Below are 21,225 nucleotides of genomic sequence, written 5' to 3'. Positions count from 1 at the left end.
CTGTCATTAAGTTAAACGATTTGAGTTGTAATTTAGGTCCTTTCTGCGAAGAAGGCGAATCAGTCAGATTGAATCAGTGCTCTATGTAGAAATAGAGTTCCCTGCGCAGGAATGACAAAATCCTTAGCTTCATAGAGGTTAAGCGATGCAATCAGGGAAATTTGATTTCAGGTAGACACAAATACATGGCACCATATCGCATTCATTAAAAGTTATGCACTATTTGCAATTATTTAGTTATATAATTGGAACAAGTATTCCAATTTACAATCATATGAAGAAAAGAATCTTAATTATTAATACGGGCGGCACGATTAGCAGTATTAAAACAAAAAACGGTTATGAGCCTGCCCCGGGATATGTGGAAGCTGCATTGCAACAAATTCCTTCGCTGATGCATCAAGACATGCCTGAGTATTCGATAAAGGAATACCACCCTTTGCTTGATTCATCCAATATGACAGTGCATGACTGGAATCGAATCGCTCGCGATATTGCCGATGATTATGCGAATTTTGATGGTTTTGTGGTATTCCACGGTACGGATACTATGGCCTATACCGCATCGGCTTTATCTTTTATGCTGGAGAATTTAGGTAAACCCGTAATTATAACAGGCTCGCAGATTCCTTTATCGGAAGTACGTAATGATGCAATAGATAATGTGGTTACTTCATTATGGCTTTGTGCCAATCAACCCATACATGAAGTATGCATTTACTTTAATCAGCAGTTATTACGAGGGAATCGAACACAAAAAATTAGTTCACAAGGATTTAAAGCGTTTGATTCGCCGAATTATCCACATTTAGCTGCTATAGGAATAGATATTAAAGTACATAAAAATCTTTTGCTCAAAAGACCGCAGCAATCATTTCATTTACAAACGATTGAGCCCCAATTTATTGCCAACTTCAGATTATTCCCGGGATTTGCCACTGACGTTTTGGCTTATATTTTAAATCAGCCCTTATGCGGTTTGATTTTGGAGACTTATGGTGCGGGTAATGCTCAAAATAATGACCCTCGTTTTTTAAAATTGCTCCAGGATGCTTGCGCGCGCGGTGTGATCATAATTAACTGTACTCAATGCCAACAAGGTGGAGTAGAAATGAGTCAATATGCTACAGGACATTCCTTAAAAAATGCAGGGTTAGTTAGCGGTCATGATATGACTCCTGAGGCAGCACATTGCAAGTTATTGTATTTGCTTAGTAAACGATTAGAAATAGGAGAAATAAAGAAGTTGATGGAAACAGATCTTTGTGGCGAATTGACTTCATAGGCAATTGTTTATGTTTCTTCTTCGCCTATGATAGGCATTAGTCAGATACAGATTTTTTAATATAATTTTGAGCAAATTTGGAGCTATGCCAGTAAAAACCCAGGTATAGCTTCCCGGGTTATACTCATGACAATTGGTATCATATGATGCAAGCACAAATATTAATTTAGCTCTTTTTGTTTTGAAACTGAATTTTCAGGCGATGCTTCAAATTTATCGAGGGTTATCTCATTAATTTTTCTAATTGCCAAATTCAATTGTTCGCCTAAACGCCCTTCGCTGGGAGAAAACCAATCTGTTGGCAATGTTAATGATACTCCATAGAATGAAAAATAAGGCAGTGTATAAGAGCTTTTATCTTTTTTTACCGTTTTTTTATTGTCTTCTGCCAAGTCCCGTAAAACCTGAAGGGTTCGTTTTTTTTGTTCTTCCAGGTTATGAGAAGGTTTAATTAATTCAAATAAAGACTGGAGTCTTTCACCTAATTTTTCTTCCTTTTCCGCTCGAAGCTTCACATCAATACCTGATTTCGGACAAAAAATTTCTTCACCGAAATAATAAACAGCATGATAATAAACAATATGTTCGGGATTATTCTTAAATTCTTTATCGATTAAATTAAAATCGTATGGCCCCAACTCTTTAAACGCTTTTAATTTGTCATAAAATCCGCTGATATGAAAAACCAGGTCATTGAGACAGCCAATGGTGTCGCCTTTATCTTTGGGTTCTCCATGTGATTCTCTTTTTATTTGGACACTTGAACGATAATCTGTAATCAATAAAGTAATCGCTTTAACGTTTTCTTCATCTGTGTCGCAGCTTACATATTGGACTATTTTGTCTGATAACTCATCTATGATGTCTTTTTGTTCTTTGGACAGAATTTTGTTATGTCCATAAGTTTTAGATTTACTATCCAAGCTTGCACTGAGAGGGCTTAATTGTTCTTTGATTAATTTTTTCAAAACCATTAGAAAAATAGTCATTGCTCTACTCCTTGAACTTTAATTTAGTTATCATTTACTAATTTTTATATTAAGCAGATTATCTCATTGCAAACCTGTTATTGTTTTTTAACCTAGGAACTCATAACTACATGAACTTACAAATTATTATATTAGCTGCGGGTCAGGGTAAACGAATGTATTCCAGTACTCCTAAAGTACTTCACCAAATTGCTGGGAAGCCTATGTTGACTCGGGTAGTGGAAACCGCACAGCAACTAAATCCTGATGTAATCCATGTTATATATGGTCATGGTGGTGAACAACTTAAGAACTCACTCCCTGACTTACCTGTGCATTGGGTATATCAGGCAGAACAATTAGGTACGGGGCATGCAGTGATGCAGGCATTACCTTTTATTCCACCACGAACACAAGTTCTTGTTTTATCTGCTGATGTACCGCTCATTCAAGCAAGCACGCTGCGAACTTTAATTGAGTGCAACAATTCAGCAAATTCTTATCAATCCGTTTTGACTCTTTTGGTTGCTCATCTCGAAGATCCCAGCGGTCTTGGACGTATTATTAGAGACAACCAAGGTGAAGTTTCCATCATTGTAGAAGAAAAAGATGCAAATGAGCAAGAAAAGAATATAAAAGAAATTTATTCTGGTATTTGTTGTGCAATGTCTGATGATTTAGAAAGATGGTTGCCCATGTTGAATAACGATAATGCTCAATCTGAATACTATTTAACAGAAATCATTGCTTTAGCTGTTGCCAGTCAAACACCAATTAGAACACTGAGTGTAAAAGATAGCGCAGAAATCCAAGGGGTAAATAACCGCCTGCAACTTCAACAATTAGAGCGAATATGGCAAGTAAGACACGCTGAACAATTGCTGCTGCAAGGAGTAACCCTCGCTGATGCAAATCGCTTTGACCTACGCGGTGAGTTAAGCTGTGGTAAAGACGTATCCATTGATATCAATTGTGTGTTCAAGGGCAAGGTGGTTATCGGAGATGGTTGCTCTATTGGACCTAATTGCATACTTACTGATGTGACCTTGGGTGCTGGCTGTGAAATTTATGCCAACAGCATATTGGAAGGTTGTGAGATCGCAAATGATTGTGCTATTGGTCCTTTTGCCCGTTTAAGAGCCGGCACTGAATTAGCGGCGAACTGCAAAATAGGTAACTTTGTGGAAACCAAAAAAGCTGTATTTGATGAGGGAGCCAAAGCAAGTCATTTAAGTTATTTGGGGGATGTAAGCCTCGGGAAAAAAGTTAATGTAGGAGCCGGTACGATTACGTGCAATTACGATGGGGTTAATAAACACAAAACCGTTATTGAAGATGGAGTTTTTATTGGTTCAGATACCCAGTTGGTTGCTCCAGTGACAATAGGTGCTAATGCAACGATAGGCGCAGGTAGTACCATCCGCAAAAATGTTCCTCCTGGTGAGTTGACGCTAACTGAATCAAAACAAAAAACAGTCTATGGCTGGAAGAGGCCTGTAAAAAAGGAATAAACCGCAAGCTTTTGCCCGGAACGTTCTTTGTAGCCTGGGTGAAACGCGGCGGAACCCGGTTGTATGTTGAATTTTTCCGAGTTCGGCTGTGCTTTCACCAAGGTCCATTTAGCCCCATCAATCATACTGCAGGGTCAAGGCTTTATTTTTTTCCATATGCGTACAAAACCATAGAATAAAAGGTAGGAGAATTAGTGTCATTAATAATTTGTAATGCCAAACATTAACTACCAAATCAATAACTTGATCATAAGGATAAATGCCACCGAATAATAAGCTGTAGTCGATTAGGCATAATAAAGAATTCGAACAAAAATTAGCAATCAAGATACGTAAAGGACGATGCAAATTCCATTTACAGTATTTTAAATAGTGAAGCAGCAAGGCATTACTAATAAATGCAACAAACAATGCTACGGAAGCCGTAGGTAGTCTTTGTAGCATGATGTAATTGTAAAAAGGATTCAAATTAAAGAACGTTGGGGATGGCAAAGCAACGAGTCCTATAAGCAAAACATCAAATGTAAATTGAGTTGCAATGAGTATCAGGCATAATTTTAGATTGACGCGATAGCCCCAAAGCTCACCGAGAATGGTACTAATCATTAAAGTAATGGGAAAAAATAAAGAGCTGGCTGATAACACCATATATTTATTGATAATCGTTACGATTCTATATTCGCACGCCAAGCAAATAAGCATGATGACGATCGCAACACAAATAAAGTAATGGTATAAGGGTAATCCTTCTTTGCCATGTACTGGATTGAAAAAAGAACGCGGGCATTTGAGCAAAAAAGTTAGATAAAACACCCCAATAAGCAGGAGTATGAGTGAGGCAATCATGAAGGAATCAATAAAAATTTGTTTGAAACTCTGAAGATGAACTCCTGAAAACAAGAGGAAAAAATCGAGCCCAAAAAAACTAATCCCGCCTAGTATTGCAAGGAGCATACATTGTTTGGGTGAAGGTAACATTTTGCTGGACTTAGGGTAAAATAATAGATGCGGTAGGTAGAAGCTAAGCGCAAATGAAATGGTAGTTGCAAAGAATTTTCTGGGGATGTCTTCAAAAATAATTTGATAAACTGGGTTATCGTGCATGTATTCCGCTGCGGGCAAATGTATTAGTACATAAACCCCGATACAAAATACATATAAAGCCATTAACGAAATATTTAGCAAATGTCTGTGTTCTTTAATCGTACAATTCCTTAATGCCAATAAATATAAACCGGCTATTAATGGAGCAATTAAACAGTTCACTGAGAATATCAATCCATCGATAAGAATGATTTTAAACGATACATTGATTAATAAAATCAGAGAGGTAATAACACTTACAGTCAGAAACAAGAAACAGCGAGAACGCTGGGAAGGCAATGATTGATTCATATGTTTAGGATTTCCATAACTTTGCCTTGGTTTTTACTGAAATTTGCTTTGTAATAAACTAATTCGCGCGTAAATATAACACCATTGTATTTAATATGGCAAGTAGTTGTGCAATTCAACTTGACAAACATTTGTAGCGCGGTGCAGCGAAGTGAGGACAGGGTTTCGCTACGCATACAACTAGGTCATTTTGAGGAGCTGATGAAGAAAGTGCTCTGATTGGTATTATTATAATCACGTCCCATCTCGTGAAGAATCCTCGCTCGATTGAGGATGACGATGTACGCCCAGGTGTATCCATAACCCGGAAACTCATTGCCAAGAAACCATGATTCCGCTTTGCTCCATCCAGGTTACACGCTTAAGTTGATACCATTGTGTGAACACTTAGGTTGTTTTAAAGAAAATAGGCATAAATCAAAATATTAGCGAGAGTAAGAGGAGCCCCTGTTTTTATAAACTCAAGAAAATCAAAACCTCTTATGCCTCGTTTTTCGCAATTTTGAATAATGATGATGTTACTTGCTGCCCCCAAAATCGATAAATTACCCGCAATCGTACTTCCTGCTGCTAAAGCTAATAAACTGCTGTCAGAAACTGGATGCTGCATGAGTAGTGGTAAGTATAAAGCTACCATAGGTACATTAGATATAAATTGACTAAGCATGATGCTGATAATCAAAATAACTGGAACCTGGGTAATCGAAAGATGAAAATGATTGATGCTGGTTTGAAAAAAACCACTATCCCAGACACTTTGCATTAATACAAAAGTACTTGCAAAAAAAGCCAAAGTACCCCAGTCCAGGCGGGTGATGAATTTTTTTCGATATGTACTCAATAAAAGGGGCAAGGATGAGACAAGTGCCATATAACTGAAATTTAAGTGGATGGATGATTGGATGCAATCCAACATAATTTTAACAATGATAAACAAGAATAAAATGATTAAGCTCAGTTGGACCAGGATGACTGTATGAGCGTCATTTACAGGAGATGGAATCGGTTTCTCAATGGGTTCGTCCAAGATCGTTCCATAAAAATGACAGATGAATAAATACGTAACTGCAAGGTTTATTAATGTGGGGATCGCCAGCAGTTTTATAAATTGGAGAAAAGGTGAGGGCATTTCACCTTGTACCGCAATTAATAAATTTTGCGGATTGCCAATTGGACTGAGCGCACTGCCGATGGTTACAGAAAATGCCAATGCAAAAAGCAAGGGTTTGATTAGCTTCTTATGGGATTGGCACAATTGGATGATAATGGGTGTGCCTATGATTGCAATGGTATCATTCATCAACAAGGAAGAACTTAATCCAAGAACAAATAGAATAATGAATAAGGCCTGTTTTCCAGTATTGGCATGATAGAACAATTTATCAGTTAATTGTTCCAGGTAGCCGCTGTCTTCTGCTGCTTGTGCGATGAGAAAAACACCAAATAAATAAAGCATCACGTCCGGTTCAATTGCTGCAATCGCGTGCTGAGGGCTGATTTGGTTCAATAATAGTGCAGCAGTAGCGCCCGCAGTTGTAATAAGCCAGATTGGAATAAAGACGGGAGTTATTTGGCGAATAGCAATTCCCAGCAAGGTGATCGAAAGAATCCAAATCGCTACAGGCATTCTTTCGACTCCTCAACTCGCTAATTGTATACAACCGCTGAAGAAAGTTCATCTTGGGATGATGAAGAGAGATCCACTCTTGGTGTGGGCTGATTGCTCATCGTCCTAGATCGTTGCTTGGTAGAAAATAAACTGTTTGCGGTTACTCCGGTCATAGTTTTTGAAGGTATTAACTGTCTGGCTTCAGTCACAGTTGGTGTTTTTGGTGTTTTTAATTCATTTGCAGAAGGTACAACTTGGGTTTTTGGTTCTTCTGGAAGCTCAATAATCCTGTTCGATTCATGTAAACCTGTGCTGCGAGTTCCTTTTGCCAAATTTACCGCATAAGATACATTGTTACGTTCAATCCATAACCTTAGTGCGGTCACAAAATCCCAAAAATCTTCTTTTTTACTCAAAGATAATAAGAATTCAGACAATTTTATTGGCAAACCAAAGCGGTAGTTTAATACGACCGGGAGTGTATATTTAACGGTAGAGGCGATTGCCGTTGGTGCTGTAGTTAATGATTTGACCGGTTTGGTGGCCTCCACAATTTCTATGATATAGAGCAAATCACTGCGTATGTCAGGCCAAAATTCTTTGATCACGGGATCATTGACTGCATTTTTGGGGCTATGAAACATACTGGGTAGGAGATAATTTGTTGTTTTCTTAAAAAATCCAGGTGGCGCAGGCTTAACTTGCTCTAAATCACTTTCAAGCACCTTGGTTAGGAATTTGAACACGGTTGATAAAGGAATAAAGGGTTTTGCGCCTGGAGGCGGCTTAAAATCAATAGGTATCCGTTGCATCAATCCTGCAAATACGACGTCAACAGCGAATCGCTTGGTACGATCATAAATCACTAAAGGGTCAATAGGGATTGTATCTTTAGCTGAACGGACTAAAGGCAAAGTCATATGCGATGCAACATTAATATGTGCTAAGAGTAATAAATGGCGCAATGTCCTGAGGTAAAGATATGGGGGCATGCCTACAGTAGACTCAAGTGCATAATCCATCAAAGCTGAGGTTGCTGTATAAGCTAACCCTAATGACAGGATGGATTCAGATTTCATCGCCTTATGTCGCTCACAACGTTCTGGTGTTGCCATACGTGTGATGTATTCACCATAAAAAAAGATACCTAATATCCATGCAACTTGCTCTCCATAGGGAACAAATTTACTAATTCCCAGAAGCACAAAATCATTAACGGCTAATACAATAGGTTCGCGTAATGAACCTTTAAATTTGCGTTTGAAGTTACAATCTTCTTCTTTTTCGCCACAGAGTGTTGGCGGCAGTGGATTAAGTTTTGCTTTATGCTCGTTAAAAGCAGATGAACCTAATGCATCAAGAGCCAAAGTATGGACAACTACTTTAGATGCTTGTCTATAAGTAAATCCCCATACTGCGTAATTGATTAAAGTTAAGGTAGGTGCAACCATATAAGATGCCAGCATTCCTGTTGGATCTTCTGGTCGCAAATAATTTTGAATGCTATTATTTGCATAGTGTGCCCCGACCACAGGCAGGACATCATGTACGAGTATATTCCCTCCGCCTTTGACGATTTTCATCACCGGGGGAGTGACCACTGCGGGAATTGCCTCGCGTAAGGCTAAGACTTGTTCGGCTACATAAAATGCCGTATTTGCAGCGTAACCTACAGTTTGCTTTATGGCGTTATTCCAAACCCATGTTGCCCCATCACCAAGTGACTTGGTTCCATCAACTACTGAAGTCCACCAGTTCATAGTATTGTCCTCCCTGCAACAACGAAATTTTATTGTATGAGTAAAATTTCGGAAATGCCAGTCTTTTTCTCATGAAGTGCAGGAACATTACATCTTGCTACGATTCTATTAAAATTTTAATCTTAAAGCAGACAATGTGACTTATTTATCATCTTTCAGTTCAACGATTCCGATATCATCACTTATAAATTGATTGTTCCAGGGTAAATCACGATAAGTTTGCCCTTTTTTAAGCGGTAAAATGGGATATTTAATGACATCGAAAAAAGGGGAAAGATCAAAGTCGCTTGGTGTGTAAAGACGAGGGTTTCTATGAATTATTTCATAGCCTGTTTTATTTTTTTGTATCAAAGGCAGAATGGGATAATTGACTGATTGAAACACATTGGCAATCATCGATGAACAAATATCTTCTGTAGGTTGTAACATATTATGCTGGAATAGAGAGGAGCGCCATCGACGAGGAAAGAAACTCCAAGGAAAAATGAATCGCGCCAGATCAAAAAGATGTCGCAAACTGTAGTTTTTACCAATTTTATTGATGGCGGCGGCAATTACTTTTTCTCTATCTTCCGGCAAAAGTGCAGAAGGCCGCAAAATACGAATGTGCTCATTTTTATATTCATCAACACTGGAAATTCGCGTCCCCTCACCGAGCATGCTTTCTATAATAAGTTGTTTGGAATCCAGATTTTTGGTCTGTTTTTGTACTGCTTCACGAAGCGAGGGATTGGCAATGTCTTCAAGACGACCAATATACAAAGCGGCATGAGTCCAGGTGCTTTCAGAAATAAGTCGGATAATGTTCCCCATACGCGTATGACTTTCTACCAAGAGCACATCCCCAGGGCGGATTTCCTGGGTCAGTTGCTCAAAATCGTATAAGTAAGTTCTTTTCGTTACTTTATCTTCCTTGGATAAAAAAAGATAAAATTTCAATATAATGACATTTATAAAAGCATTTTTCTTAGGCTCTTTCATTATTGTTATCCCTGACAGCATGAGTGCAGCATACAAGCCATTAAATTTAGGAGGTTATCGTTTTCGCCTTCGCGGGAATGACAAAAAATCCTTAAACTTTTGTTATACCCAAATCTATCTCTTAAGACAAATTTTTATCTGGGTATTCACAAAGGTCCTGAATGATACAACGGTTACATTGAGGGCGTCGTGCGGTACATACATAACGTCCATGGAGGACAAGCCAATGATGAGCATCCTTTAAAAACTTGGGTTCGATGTTGTTTAGGAGGGCCTTTTCAACTGCTAAAGGAGTTTTGCCTTTGGCAAGACCCGTACGATTAGCTACCCTAAATATGTGGGTGTCTACTGCTACAGTGGGCTCACCAAAAGCTGTATTAAGGATCACGTTAGCCGTTTTGCGACCAACTCCAGGCAAAGATTCTAATTCCTCACGTTTACCGGGCACTTCACCTTCATAATTTTTGACCAGCAAGTCACAGGTCTTCATAATATTTTGTGCTTTGCTGTTATAAAGGCCTATAGATTTTATATGTTCTTTAAGTTTATCCAGTCCTAAACCAAGAATGCCTTGGGGGGTGTTTGCTACTGGAAATAATTTGGCCGTGGCTTTATTCACTCCAACATCGGTTGCTTGCGCTGAAAGAATGACTGCAATTAATAATTCAAAAGGAGAGTGATAAACCAACTCCGTAGTTGGATGGGGATTTTGTTCATGAAAACGCACAAAAATTTGATGGCGCTGTTGTTTATTCATGATTCCTTTTCGCTTTCACACGTGCCAACGCTTGTTGAATGTAGTCTTGCTTGGCTTGCATGTCTTGGGTTTTATCCGCTTTTAATGCAAGTTGTCGCTTTTCGCGATAGGCTTGCTGCTGTTTATGCTCTTCACGTAACAAACGTGTTTGTTTGGCATTAAAACGTTTACGTGCCAAGTCCTTATCATAGTTTACATTAGGTAAATTAACCATCTCAATACAATCTACAGGACATGGGGCTACACATAATCCACAACCGGTACATTCATGATCGAGTACCGCATGCATTAATTTGCCACTGCCAATAATTGCATCAACCGGGCATGCTTTGATGCATTTGGTACAACCGATACATTCTGCTTCACGAATGACAGCAACCGATGGTGCTCGGGTATTTGTTAACGCTTCCTCCAAATAAGGAGCCGGATCAACATTCAGTAAAGCACCGAGTGCTTTGACTGTGTCAACTCCACCAGGAGGGCATTTATTAATGGTGGCTGTCCCTTGAGCCAGGGCTTCGGCATAGGGCAAGCAGCCAGGATAATCGCACTCGCCACATTGAGTTTGTGGCAAAAGTGCGTCAATTTCTTTAACTGAGGCCATTGTTCACCTGTTTGGATTGCTCCAGCATGGCTTGTATTTTATCTTTTTCAACACGGATCATTAAGGGTTTGAAGGTATTGAGGTTATGATTTAATAAAGGAGTATCAATTGCCTCCCAAGTCAGGGGAGCACAATTTAAAAACTCTTCCGCGGCCTCTGCCATCAGAGGCAATACGGGCTTTAAGTAGGTGATTAAAATTCGGAATAAATTAATCCCCATGGTGCAAATGGCTTGGACTTCAGGTAACCGTTCTTCTTCCTTTGCCAATACCCACGGTTTATGGGTATCGATGTATTGATTCACTTTATCGGCACAATCCATGATCTGGCGAATAGCACGTGCATAATCGCGAGCAATAAAGGATTCAATGACCTCGGTGCGCATTTCAAGCAGTTCTGCATACAATTGTGGAGCACTCAAGCTGCTACTTAATTGGTTTGCAAAGCGTTTATTGATAAAACCGGCGCAACGACTGGCAATATTGACTACTTTGCCCACAAGATCGGCATTGATTTTATTGATAAAATCTTCAAAATTTAAATCGAGATCATCAACTCGACCATTCAGCTTGGCTGCAAAATAATAGCGTAGGTATTCTGGATGCAAATGCTCCAGATACGTACGTGCCTCAAGAAAAGTTCCGCGCGATTTTGACATTTTTTGGCCATCAACGGTCAAAAAACCATGGGTATAGACTGCTGTAGGCATGCGATGGCCGCTGGCAGCAAGCATGGCTGGCCAAAACAGAGCATGAAAATAAACGATGTCTTTGCCAACGAAATGATATAACTCGGTGGTAGAGTCTTTATCCCAAAATTCCGTAAAAGAGACTCCCTGCTCATCACAGTATTTTTTAAAACTGGCCATGTACCCTATGGGAGCATCAAGCCAGACATAAAAATATTTATCGGTAGTTCCAGGAATTGGAAACCCGAAATAGGGGGCATCACGTGAAATATCCCATTGCTTTAAACCGGCGGCAAACCACTCATCCAGTTTGTTGGCTACTTCAGCTTGCAGATGGCCGCTTCGAGTCCATTCCTTTAACAGATGCTCATAACGAGGTAAGTCAAAGAAGTAATGCTCCGAATCTTTTTCTATGGGTTTGGCTCCAGAAATAGCAGATACCGCATCGAGTAGATCCGTTGGCGAGTAGGTTGCGCCACAGACTTCGCAGTTATCGCCATATTGATCTTTAGCACCGCATTTGGGACATGTTCCCTTGACATAGCGATCGGGTAAAAACATTTGTTTTACCGGATCATAAGCCTGACGTATGGTTCGTTTAATAATCGAACCGTTTGCCTGCAAGGCTTCATAAATAGCCGCAGCCAGGGCCTGGTTTTCCGCGGAGTGAGTGGTATGATAACAATCATAAGCAATTGCAAAGGCTTTAAAGTCACGCTCATGGCTTCGCTTAATTTGCGCAGTTAACGCTTCGGGAGTAATCCCCATTTGTTCTGCTTTCAACATAATCGGGGTGCCATGTGCATCATCACCACAGATACTGATGCAATCGATTCCAGACATCTTATGAGTGCGCACCCAAATATCTGTTTGAATATGCTCTACTAAATGTCCAAGATGTAAATGTCCATTTGCATAAGGCAAGGCGCTGGTAACCAGCATTTTACGTTGTTTCGCCATCAATTAGATACCTGCTTATCTGAAAATGACTGATTATAACGCATATGAATTATAAATGCTGTAGGCAAGCGTGTTTTGAGTGATGGGGAATAAGGAACGACATGTGGTTTAGGGAACGAGTTCTAAATTTTCAGGGCGGTATATTTTTAACGTATCTCAGAAACTAATTCTTTAAAATGAGCAATAAAAAACGCGGCCTGGGCCGCGTCTTAAATTTTTATTTTACTCAAGCAGAGTTTAATTATTTGTGCTCAAAGGAAGCAGCTGGCTCAACAACCAAGGTGTCTTCTTCAGATTTTTTCTCAACTTTAGTTGAGGAAAGTGGATGAGCATGGTTGTCTACAGGGAACTCAAAAATTGTAGCTGAGCTAGTAGGAACAACTTTAGGGCCTTTACGGCTTAACTCGCTATGGCCATATAGGTTTCCTTTGGGCTCTTCTTCCATGTGTAAATGAAACTCATCTTCGCTAGATGAAGAATGTTGGTGTTTAACAACGCGCTCAATTGTAGCATCTCGGCCTTTTTCAGTATCGAGGCCTTTTTGCTCTTCTTCATCATCTTCTTCTTCATTTTCAAGAACGGGATTTCCTTCAGGAGCTTTGCTTTTAAGATTTTTGCAGCAACTAGCACACCATTTAACGAAATTACCAATACCTGCACCTACGTAGGTAACAGCAGAAACAGCAGTAAACGTTAATAGAGATGCAAGACCGATTTGTGCAAGAGCATTAGCACCAGCGATACCTGCAATAGAAAGACCGTAGATTGAGAATGAAGCAACTGCAGTTAAAGCAGCAGGCCATAAGAATAAAGTCAATGCAACAGCACCAGCAGCAGCTAAAGAAAGCCATGCAGCGGTAGCAATCGCTTTTCTGTGTTCATATAAAAAGTCAGAAATTGAACGGCCAACGAATTTAATGCCATCAACTGCCAAACCTAATAAACCAGGTTTTACTACAGTCTCTTGACCGATTAATTGATCTTGATCGTCATACCGATCAACTTTTTCTGTAGAACCCAATGTTAATTTAACCAGACCAGTAAAAGCATTAGCTGGTAAATAAGCAACGCCCTTCATAAAATCTTTAAATGTCATATGTTACTCCAAGGTTATAAATCAGGGCGAATAATAGCAATGATTTTGCTATATGTGAATCAAAAATGTTCAGTTTGTTGTAACAGAAGTGTAAAGTAATTTGATTTTTTTGTGTTAATAGTTTAATAAATGAGCATACTGGTTCTTAATAAAACCTTAAGGTTGGATTTTGACCATTAAGATGCTTGCTTTTCGGAAAAACTGTCAAGCAAATAGATTTCTCTTCATTACACTTGTTATTTAGACTCGGAAGAGCGATACAATGTAGGATCATCAACACCAGCTCCAATAAAGCCGCGTCGTCTAAACGTACAACTATCACATTGGCCACATGCTTCGCCAGTATCATTGGCCTGATAGCACGAAACCGTTAAGCTGTAGTCTACACCTAGACTCACTCCAAGCTGAATGGTTTGTACCTTGCTTAAATGTTGTAGTGGCGCATGAATCGTAAATCGATCACCCGTTACTCCAGCTTTGGTTGCTAAATTGGCTAAAGTCTGAAATGCATCGATAAATTCTGGGCGGCAATCTGGATAATGAGAATAATCGACGGAACTTGCGCCAATAAAGATTTCTCTCGCCCCGATTGATTCTGCAAAACCCAAGGCCATAGCCAGGAAAATGGTATTACGCGCGGGAACATAAGTAACTGGAATATCAGCCCCACCCTGAAAAGCAGGCACTTCCAAAGTAGAATCAGTCAAAGCTGAATTACGAAATAATTCTGTATCCAAGCTGACAATCTGATGTTTTACTACATTATAATGTTGCGCGATACGTTCGGCCGCGAGCAATTCAGCGGAGTGTCTTTGCCCGTATGAAAAACTCATCGCATAACAGGAAAAACCTTTGGATGCAGCTAAAGCCAGACAAGTAGTTGAGTCTAACCCGCCAGATAATAGGACTACTGCTTTTTTTTTCATAATGGATAGGTCTCCGTAGAATCACTATATTAAATATAGTCTCTCAATAAGTCTGAGTCGCAATCGCAGCCAATGTTCCGCGGCTGGTGTGCTGAAACCCATAAGTTTACCTGGATCTAGAGGCATAGATCTACCGCTAGAAACTTAATGACAATGAATCCTGGCTCCTGCGGATTAGCTGCGGGACGCGGAGGATTGTAGTTTTCCTGGTTTGATTGAAAAGTTACCTTTTTTTAGGTTAAAAATGCTGTTAGAATGCGGTGATTATGCCATAACATGGAACTTTATGACGACTACTCTTTATCCCGTTATTCTTGCAGGAGGTTCTGGAACTCGTTTATGGCCTTTATCTCGCAAAAATTATCCAAAACAATTTCTGGCCTTAAATGGTGAGTTATCCCTTCTGCAACAAACTGTAAAAAGGGCACAGAGCTTGATAAGTGCTCATTCTCTTATTGTAAGTAATGATGCTCATTATTTTCTTTGCCAGGATCAATTAAATCATTTTACCCATGCAATGACTTATTTGCTGGAGCCTTGTGCACGAAATACCGCCCCGGCAATTGCCTGTGCGGCTCATTATTTATCCCAAATTGCTGGCCCTGAGGCAATAATGTTGGTGCTTCCTTCGGATCACTGGATTGCTGATGATCAGGCATGGCAAGAAGCGATGTTAGCGGGAGCACAATTTGCTGCAGAACACCACGCTTTAGTGACTTTTGGTATTCAGCCAGATAGTCCTAAAACTGGATACGGCTATATTGAGGCAGGGTTGCCGATAGCGGAGAAGGTGCAACAGGTTCTAAGTTTCAGAGAAAAACCGGAGCTTGATCTGGCAAAAGAATTTATTGCTGGCGGAAATTATTTTTGGAACAGCGGCATGTTTGTTTGTCGTGCAGATGTATATCTTCAGGAGTTAGCAGAATACCAACCCGATATTCATTATTTTAGCCAACAAGCGGTAGTTAAAGCAAAGAATCATCATGATTTTTTACGTCTTGATTTAGAATCGTTTTCTCGTTGTGAGGCGGAATCGATTGATTATGCAATTATGGAAAAAACGAAGAAAGCAGCCGTTATCCCTGTGTCCATGCAATGGAGCGATTTAGGATGTTGGTCTGCGGTAGCAGATGCTAATACAGCCGATCAAGATGGAAACACAGTTACTGGAAAAGTAATTGCACAAATGAGCACGAATTGCTTGATTCATAGTACAGATATTCTAGTCACTGCTATTGGCGTACAAGATCAAATTATTGTTGCTACACAAGATGCTGTTTTAGTCGCGGATAAGCAATATTCGCAGCAAGTTAAAGATTTAGTTAATTCTTTAAGTAAAGATCACCATCAATTAACGCAAGATCACCAACGCGTATCTCGTCCTTGGGGATATTATGAAGTTTTGGCTGAAGGTGCTTCTTTTAAAGTAAAACGACTGATGGTAAAACCTGGTGCGCGTTTATCTTTGCAAATGCACCAGCATCGTGCCGAACATTGGGTTGTAGTTTCCGGAAAAGCAGAAGTAATCAACGATGCACAAACGATTTATTTATCTGTAAATCAATCGACTTATATAGCGCAAAATACACTTCATCGTTTAAGTAATCCTGGTAATGAACCACTGTATGTTATTGAAGTCCAAAGTGGTGCGTATTTAGGCGAGGATGATATTAAACGTTTTGATGACATCTATGCACGCGATCTCTCCGAATAATTGTTGTCATAAAAATTAGTAGCCCGGGTGATGCACAGCGTTACCCGGGTTTTTCCGGTAAAATTTTCCAGCTTATGCCTTGCGGCACCTAAGATTACCCTAAGAATTTAATTTTTTATCAAATTTCATCACTTTTTACGAAAATTTTGGTTTCAATAGTGTAAATCAATCAATGCACATCTTGTTTTTAAAATCAATATTATGTTATAAAAAAGAACATATAATTTTTTTACTGTGATCCAATGAATTAACCGCCAAAATTCATGGACACAGAGGTGACACTATGGCAACGAGTAGCGCAATTCTTCAATCATTTCTCAGAGATACACTAAAAGAAAAAAGAGAGCTTGCTGATTTAAGCTTCGAAGAGTTGCTGGCTTACAATCGAGCTGAATGTGGCCTCATTGAGATTAATTTTCTACCAGGAAAGTTTGCTGATATTGCTCTATTTACAGGAAGTAATAATGCAATCTTTTTGTATGGCGACACGCTTTATTATGCAGATAAAAAAGGTCCAATTCGCAAGCTGGAACAACCCCAAAAACCTAAAAAACCTGTAGCACCTAGCGATCTCAAATTAAAGAAAGAGAGAGGTGATGCTGAGTACTCTGAGTACATTAAGAAACTTATTAAATATAGGGAAGAATACAAACAATATATTATATATAAAAACAAATATGATGGCCTAAAACAATCATGTTCTGAAACCTATAAGCGGGCAAGTGGAGAAGAGCTGGAGTGGATTCGGTCTTTAACGGGGCGCGCGTTTACCGAACATCGTAGTGATGATTTTCTTCCTTCATTAAATTTTTATTTAGGCATGTTAGCTAAAACTGATGCCGTCATGTTCGACTATATGGACGATGATAAAAAAGAAGAGTTGGCATTTAATCTAAAAATTACACTGTTGCTTTTGTTGGCACAACAAACACATGAAATAGAGTATCAAAAGACCGAAAACGTAAAAACATATAATCAACATATTAAAAGATGCTCCGATTTGCTTAAGATACTTGATTCTGAATATAGAAAACGAGTTGGTCAATTTTTATTACAGGCACAACAAGAGTTATCTGATGCGCAACCGGTAAAATATCTGGGCATTCCTGTGGGGCAATTATTAGGACAAGGAATTGTTGATTTATCCGGCGGTACCACTAAGACAATCAAAGAGTATATGGGGAAATTGAATGAGAAGAGATTGTCTTGGGTATGGGATTCAGCGTTCCTAAAAACTGTAATTGGCTTAGTTCCCGAAGATCGTTTTTATGCAGGGCAAGCCGCTGAAGCGATCAAAGCGCCGGATCCTTATACTGGTACTCTAAGCTGGACTTTATATTATGCTCGTTTTGCACTGAATTTGTTTTTATTACTTAAACATACCATTAAGCATCCATGGATGAGTGATGAGGAAGCAAAAACACCATGGAAAGAGCGTTTTCTAACCCAATGGTCGCAAAGGAAATTTACTTTGTTGAATGATTTCATTTGGGGAACCGCTAATTTAGTTTGCTTTTTCTGGCTTAATGGAAAAGGTGCATTGGGTGCTGCGGGAGATGTTGTTACTATTGTGCTTTTAGCTTTTGACATTGCTATGGCTGTATGGGACTTTGAGGAGCAAAGAATAAAGCATAATAAAGCAATGAAGCAATATGATGAGGATATAGAGCAATTAGAAAAACGACTCGCGGCTTTGCAAGCACTAGAAAAACAAATGCAACAGTTGAGTGAGTATGAGAAACAAGAAAAGCGTCAAGTAGAAATACAACTACGTGTATTGCGCAAAGAGAGAGCGAGGTGTGAAAGGGATTGGCAGCTTGATAAGATATCCTTAATCAATAATATTGTCTATGCCGTTGTTTTGATGCTGGCTTTTGTTGTCTTAACCATGCCATTCATGCCTATAGGGGCTCCTGTTTTGGCGAGTATGGCTATTGCTGGCGCAGTTTTGTGTTTTGCCTTTACCGTTATTAATAATGCAGTCAAAGGCGGCATCGAGCTGTATAAGACTTACAAAACAAGGCAAGAGCAAATAGAGCAAGCCGCGGCGTTAACTAAGGATTTCAAAGAAAATTTTGATAAGCTTAGTGAGAAACAAAGACGATTGCTTTTCTTGGAAATTAAACAATGCCAAGCAGAAACAGATTATCAAAAGCAGATGCTGAGCTATCAGACAGCAAGTTTGGTGCGCAGCATTATTATTGATGCCCTCGTTCCTCTGGTTGTGTTTGCAAGTTTAGTATTCGTACCGTTGGGGATCGGTGTGCCTTTGCTTATTGCTGCCGTGGCACTGGCAGTTGCAACTCATTATTTGGTGGAGGCACTATTTAAACCCGAGGAAAAAAAGACAACGCAGAGGTACGAACTCGCTTTAATGTCCGAATTACCAGATGATAATCCTAAAATGGCACTAGCTGGTACGATCTACCTGTCTAACAAAGGCAACTATATTGTTCGCGACCCAAATGGAACAGTGCGCAAGGGTAGCCTTGACGCTACAATTGATTTAAGCAATTTAGAAGATAGACTTGATGATTTAACACTTAAAAACACCATTCTGGACTGCACATCAAAAAGAGGTCACACCACCATGGAGTTTGATCAGCAAGAATATGATAGCTTTTGTGACACTCTTTTTAGCAAACCTAAAGTGGCCAAGGGCTTTTTTGATAGGAAGGAGCGGAGTGCGGGAGAAGAAACAGAGTCTTTGTTGCGCCATGAAGCGGGTTTTTCTAATCTTTGCGTCTGGGAATAATTCGCAGAGGCTTTGCTTTGGTGCTACGAAATAGACAGTCTAATTAAAAATTTTTCATTAATATTCAATATGGTTAGATGAAATAAAAGGGTGGATTTCATTATCTTCTTCTGTATAATGTTTCGAAAGAAGCTTGGCCGGAGTCTTAATGAAAAAGCTCACTACTCTGTTGTTGCTGGTTTTCTCTGTCAATGTGGTTGCTTCTGTTGTGTTCGGTGATTCTTGCGATACGCAGGCTGGGATGTCCGATTCATATGTTTTAGCGCTCAGCTCGCAGCCTGGGTTTTGTGAAACATATGGATATGAAGTGGGTAAGCCGGAATGTATGCATCTTTCTAAAAATTCCTATCAAGCAAAGCATCTTACCTTACATGGTTTATGGCCCAATCAAAATGCCTGCGGCCAAAGTTATGGATTTTGCGGTGTAGAGCAAAAATCCAGGCATTGTGCTTATCCTCCTCTAAATTTGTCACCGCCAGTTTCTGAACATTTAAAAAAAATGATGCCCAGCTACAATTATGGAAGTTGTTTGGAGCGTCATGAATGGAATAAGCATGGCAGTTGCCAGATTTTATCTGCAGATGAGTACTTTTCACTGGCGATGCGTTTGACCGAGTCGGTTGATAATTCTGTTTTAGGACATTATCTAACGGAACATCAAGGAAAAAAGGTGCCCTTAACAGTCCTGCGTAAGAAGGTAAGCCAAACATTTGGTAAAAATAACTCTGGAAAAGTTTATTTAGGATGCAGGAATGGTATATTGGTTGATATTTATATTCAGTTGCCTGCATTAATTCCTTTCGATGAACCTATAGAAACATTAATCGAGAAGGCTCCTGACTCTCAAGTTCATGATACGTGTCCTGCCAAGGTCATGCTTTCAGATTTTAATAAGGCCTCTTGGTTTTAAATTATCATAGCCTGGGTTGAGCGAATCCCGGGTTTTCATAAATAATATCCCCGTTTCTTTGCTTCATCCATGCAACTTATGACGTGTTTATGCCTTATAACTTGGCCTTGCACATTGTTAGAACTTCCTCTAATGTAGAGGAATTATTGTTACGGGAATGAAGTCTATGCAAAAGCGGTGTTACTTATTGATTATAATTGTCTTTTTATTAACTTCTTGTGTGCATCATGCGCCAAAAAATCAGTCTCTAACTCCATCGCCACCAGTACATAAGACAAAACAAATTAGACGGGTACCCGCTTTTAACCAGGTTAATGTGCAAGGACCAATTAATGTTAGGTTGCATACAGGTTATAAAGAGCCCCAGGTGATTTTATCCGGTGATGCTTCAGATTTGGCGACCGTAAAAGTAGAGGTTTTACAAAACACATTGTATTTAGCTGTAGCGGGGAAAGGGCATTTAAACGGCCCAATCTATGCTGAGGTAAGGGGGCAATTTCTTAACCGCTTGATGGCGAATGGCACACCAATAATCACTGGCGATCAGATACGTACTAGCGTGCTGGATGTATATTTGGTAAATACTGGCAATGTAAGATTAGGTGGCGCCATCGGCTTACGAGTTCTGGACATAAAGGGTAAAGGCCTCACGCAAATTGGTGGCATATCGAGTCCGGGCTTACAGATCCATTTAGAGGGAAGCCCAAAGGTACAACTTTCAGGCGTTGCTAATCTAGCTAATTTAACCATGCATGGAAATGCATGGCTTAGTTTGTTTTGGGTTAAAACGGACACCTTGACCGTTCGTGCGAAGCAGAAATCGACAATTCAACTAGCTGGTGCAGTAAACAGGCTCGACGTTGAGCTTTGGGGTAATGCGCGATTTAAAGGACGTTACCTACGTGCGCAACGCAGCTTTGTGAAGACCCATGATCGCTCTGTGGCAGAAATTTCAGTGGCGAAACATCAGAGTAATTTAGCTACGGATGCCAGTGACATTTATTATTTTAATCTACCCACCACACGAGCAGATTTTATGGCATTTGATGGCTCAGTATTGGATATGCGTGAATGGAATCAATCCGAATTACAAGATTTCAATCGCTACAACAAGCAATTCCCTTAAAAGAAACTTTAACTTTTCCCTTATCCCTCTCCTTTAGGGGAAAGGGACGGCACAGGTACAAACCGGGTAGACTGGTAACACTTTGAACCGGGATGATAGGTAACACTTTCTTAGGAGAAAAAGGTGTTACCGATGATTTGGCAGAATACACAAGCTGAAACTGAGAAATTAAAATTTATT

Annotated in this window: 16 protein-coding genes; 6 read left to right on the top strand and 10 right to left on the bottom strand. The window is 39.6% G+C overall.

What is annotated here, in order from left to right; translation table 11 throughout:
• Positions 1-274: 274 nt before the first annotated feature.
• Positions 275-1,285 carry an asparaginase gene (gene ansA, locus BW930_RS14790; RefSeq protein WP_058469409.1) on the top strand — a complete coding sequence of 337 codons (1,011 nt, stop codon included), beginning with the start codon at positions 275-277 and terminating at the stop codon, positions 1,283-1,285.
• 161 nt (positions 1,286-1,446) lie between these two features.
• Here ansA and BW930_RS14785 read toward each other — a convergent pair whose 3' ends face one another.
• Positions 1,447-2,274, bottom strand: coding sequence for a hypothetical protein (locus BW930_RS14785; protein ID WP_058469378.1), 828 nt, complete (start codon positions 2,272-2,274; stop codon positions 1,447-1,449).
• Positions 2,275-2,384: 110 nt separating this feature from the next.
• Here BW930_RS14785 and glmU point away from each other — a divergent pair, with 110 nt between their 5' ends.
• Complete coding sequence (glmU, locus tag BW930_RS14780; RefSeq protein ID WP_058469377.1) at positions 2,385-3,764, top strand: bifunctional UDP-N-acetylglucosamine diphosphorylase/glucosamine-1-phosphate N-acetyltransferase GlmU; 1,380 nt, start codon at positions 2,385-2,387, stop codon at positions 3,762-3,764.
• 117 nt (positions 3,765-3,881) lie between these two features.
• Here the strand turns inward: glmU and BW930_RS14775 are convergent, their stop codons facing one another.
• The 9 genes from BW930_RS14775 to queC all read right to left on the bottom strand — a co-directional run bounded on the left by BW930_RS14775 (position 3,882) and on the right by queC (position 14,540).
• Positions 3,882-5,159 carry a VUT family protein gene (locus BW930_RS14775; RefSeq protein WP_058469376.1) on the bottom strand — a complete coding sequence of 426 codons (1,278 nt, stop codon included), beginning with the start codon at positions 5,157-5,159 and terminating at the stop codon, positions 3,882-3,884.
• Between the two features lie 397 nt (positions 5,160-5,556).
• On the bottom strand, positions 5,557-6,786 hold the full coding sequence (locus BW930_RS14770) for an SLC13 family permease (RefSeq protein ID WP_058469375.1): 1,230 nt from the start codon (positions 6,784-6,786) through the stop codon (positions 5,557-5,559).
• Positions 6,787-6,806: 20 nt separating this feature from the next.
• Positions 6,807-8,528 carry a hypothetical protein gene (locus tag BW930_RS14765; protein WP_058469374.1) on the bottom strand — a complete coding sequence of 574 codons (1,722 nt, stop codon included), beginning with the start codon at positions 8,526-8,528 and terminating at the stop codon, positions 6,807-6,809.
• Positions 8,529-8,669: 141 nt separating this feature from the next.
• Entirely contained in the window at positions 8,670-9,509 is an 840-nt protein-coding gene (locus BW930_RS14760) for a YiiX/YebB-like N1pC/P60 family cysteine hydrolase (protein ID WP_058469373.1), read from the bottom strand.
• A gap of 121 nt (positions 9,510-9,630) precedes the next feature.
• Positions 9,631-10,266, bottom strand: a complete 636-nt coding sequence (gene nth / locus BW930_RS14755; RefSeq protein ID WP_058469372.1) for an endonuclease III — start codon at positions 10,264-10,266, stop codon at positions 9,631-9,633.
• On the bottom strand, positions 10,259-10,870 hold the full coding sequence (locus tag BW930_RS14750) for an RnfABCDGE type electron transport complex subunit B (protein ID WP_058469371.1): 612 nt from the start codon (positions 10,868-10,870) through the stop codon (positions 10,259-10,261). Before BW930_RS14750 ends, nth begins: the two co-directional genes overlap by 8 nt.
• On the bottom strand, positions 10,857-12,518 hold the full coding sequence (metG, locus tag BW930_RS14745; RefSeq protein ID WP_058469370.1) for a methionine--tRNA ligase: 1,662 nt from the start codon (positions 12,516-12,518) through the stop codon (positions 10,857-10,859). The genes BW930_RS14750 and metG overlap by 14 nt, the downstream gene beginning before the upstream one ends.
• A gap of 241 nt (positions 12,519-12,759) precedes the next feature.
• Complete coding sequence (locus BW930_RS14740) at positions 12,760-13,614, bottom strand: hypothetical protein (RefSeq protein WP_058469369.1); 855 nt, start codon at positions 13,612-13,614, stop codon at positions 12,760-12,762.
• Between the two features lie 236 nt (positions 13,615-13,850).
• Positions 13,851-14,540, bottom strand: a complete 690-nt coding sequence (queC, locus tag BW930_RS14735) for a 7-cyano-7-deazaguanine synthase QueC (protein ID WP_058469368.1) — start codon at positions 14,538-14,540, stop codon at positions 13,851-13,853.
• A gap of 286 nt (positions 14,541-14,826) precedes the next feature.
• On the opposite strand from queC, the gene BW930_RS14730 reads away from it, so the two are divergent.
• The 4 genes from BW930_RS14730 (at position 14,827) to BW930_RS14715 (ending at position 21,045) form a co-directional block, all read left to right on the top strand.
• A complete protein-coding gene (locus BW930_RS14730) occupies positions 14,827-16,254 on the top strand; it encodes a mannose-1-phosphate guanylyltransferase/mannose-6-phosphate isomerase (RefSeq protein WP_058469367.1) in 1,428 nt (475 codons plus the stop codon).
• Positions 16,255-16,537: 283 nt separating this feature from the next.
• Positions 16,538-19,009, top strand: a complete 2,472-nt coding sequence (locus BW930_RS14725; protein ID WP_058469366.1) for a hypothetical protein — start codon at positions 16,538-16,540, stop codon at positions 19,007-19,009.
• 148 nt (positions 19,010-19,157) lie between these two features.
• Positions 19,158-19,919, top strand: coding sequence for a ribonuclease T2 family protein (locus BW930_RS14720; protein ID WP_058469365.1), 762 nt, complete (start codon positions 19,158-19,160; stop codon positions 19,917-19,919).
• Between the two features lie 166 nt (positions 19,920-20,085).
• Positions 20,086-21,045, top strand: coding sequence for a GIN domain-containing protein (locus BW930_RS14715; protein WP_058469364.1), 960 nt, complete (start codon positions 20,086-20,088; stop codon positions 21,043-21,045).
• The last annotated feature ends 180 nt before the right edge of the window (positions 21,046-21,225 follow it).

This window comes from Fluoribacter gormanii (genome assembly GCF_900156395.1).
Taxonomy (GTDB): Bacteria; Pseudomonadota; Gammaproteobacteria; order Legionellales; family Legionellaceae; genus Legionella; species Legionella gormanii.
This window is presented reverse-complemented; position numbering and strand designations above follow the sequence as displayed.

What these genes read in the sequence shown, in the direction of transcription:
- ansA (WP_058469409.1), top strand. Translation starts at nt 275, where the DNA reads ATGAAGAAAAGAATCTTAATTATTAATACGGGCGGCACGATTAGCAGT.
- BW930_RS14785 (WP_058469378.1), bottom strand. Translation starts at nt 2,274, where the DNA reads ATGACTATTTTTCTAATGGTTTTGAAAAAATTAATCAAAGAACAATTA.
- glmU (WP_058469377.1), top strand. Translation starts at nt 2,385, where the DNA reads ATGAACTTACAAATTATTATATTAGCTGCGGGTCAGGGTAAACGAATG.
- BW930_RS14775 (WP_058469376.1), bottom strand. Translation starts at nt 5,159, where the DNA reads ATGAATCAATCATTGCCTTCCCAGCGTTCTCGCTGTTTCTTGTTTCTG.
- BW930_RS14770 (WP_058469375.1), bottom strand. Translation starts at nt 6,786, where the DNA reads ATGCCTGTAGCGATTTGGATTCTTTCGATCACCTTGCTGGGAATTGCT.
- BW930_RS14765 (WP_058469374.1), bottom strand. Translation starts at nt 8,528, where the DNA reads ATGAACTGGTGGACTTCAGTAGTTGATGGAACCAAGTCACTTGGTGAT.
- BW930_RS14760 (WP_058469373.1), bottom strand. Translation starts at nt 9,509, where the DNA reads ATGAAAGAGCCTAAGAAAAATGCTTTTATAAATGTCATTATATTGAAA.
- nth (WP_058469372.1), bottom strand. Translation starts at nt 10,266, where the DNA reads ATGAATAAACAACAGCGCCATCAAATTTTTGTGCGTTTTCATGAACAA.
- BW930_RS14750 (WP_058469371.1), bottom strand. Translation starts at nt 10,870, where the DNA reads ATGGCCTCAGTTAAAGAAATTGACGCACTTTTGCCACAAACTCAATGT.
- metG (WP_058469370.1), bottom strand. Translation starts at nt 12,518, where the DNA reads ATGGCGAAACAACGTAAAATGCTGGTTACCAGCGCCTTGCCTTATGCA.
- BW930_RS14740 (WP_058469369.1), bottom strand. Translation starts at nt 13,614, where the DNA reads ATGACATTTAAAGATTTTATGAAGGGCGTTGCTTATTTACCAGCTAAT.
- queC (WP_058469368.1), bottom strand. Translation starts at nt 14,540, where the DNA reads ATGAAAAAAAAAGCAGTAGTCCTATTATCTGGCGGGTTAGACTCAACT.
- BW930_RS14730 (WP_058469367.1), top strand. Translation starts at nt 14,827, where the DNA reads ATGACGACTACTCTTTATCCCGTTATTCTTGCAGGAGGTTCTGGAACT.
- BW930_RS14725 (WP_058469366.1), top strand. Translation starts at nt 16,538, where the DNA reads ATGGCAACGAGTAGCGCAATTCTTCAATCATTTCTCAGAGATACACTA.
- BW930_RS14720 (WP_058469365.1), top strand. Translation starts at nt 19,158, where the DNA reads ATGAAAAAGCTCACTACTCTGTTGTTGCTGGTTTTCTCTGTCAATGTG.
- BW930_RS14715 (WP_058469364.1), top strand. Translation starts at nt 20,086, where the DNA reads ATGCAAAAGCGGTGTTACTTATTGATTATAATTGTCTTTTTATTAACT.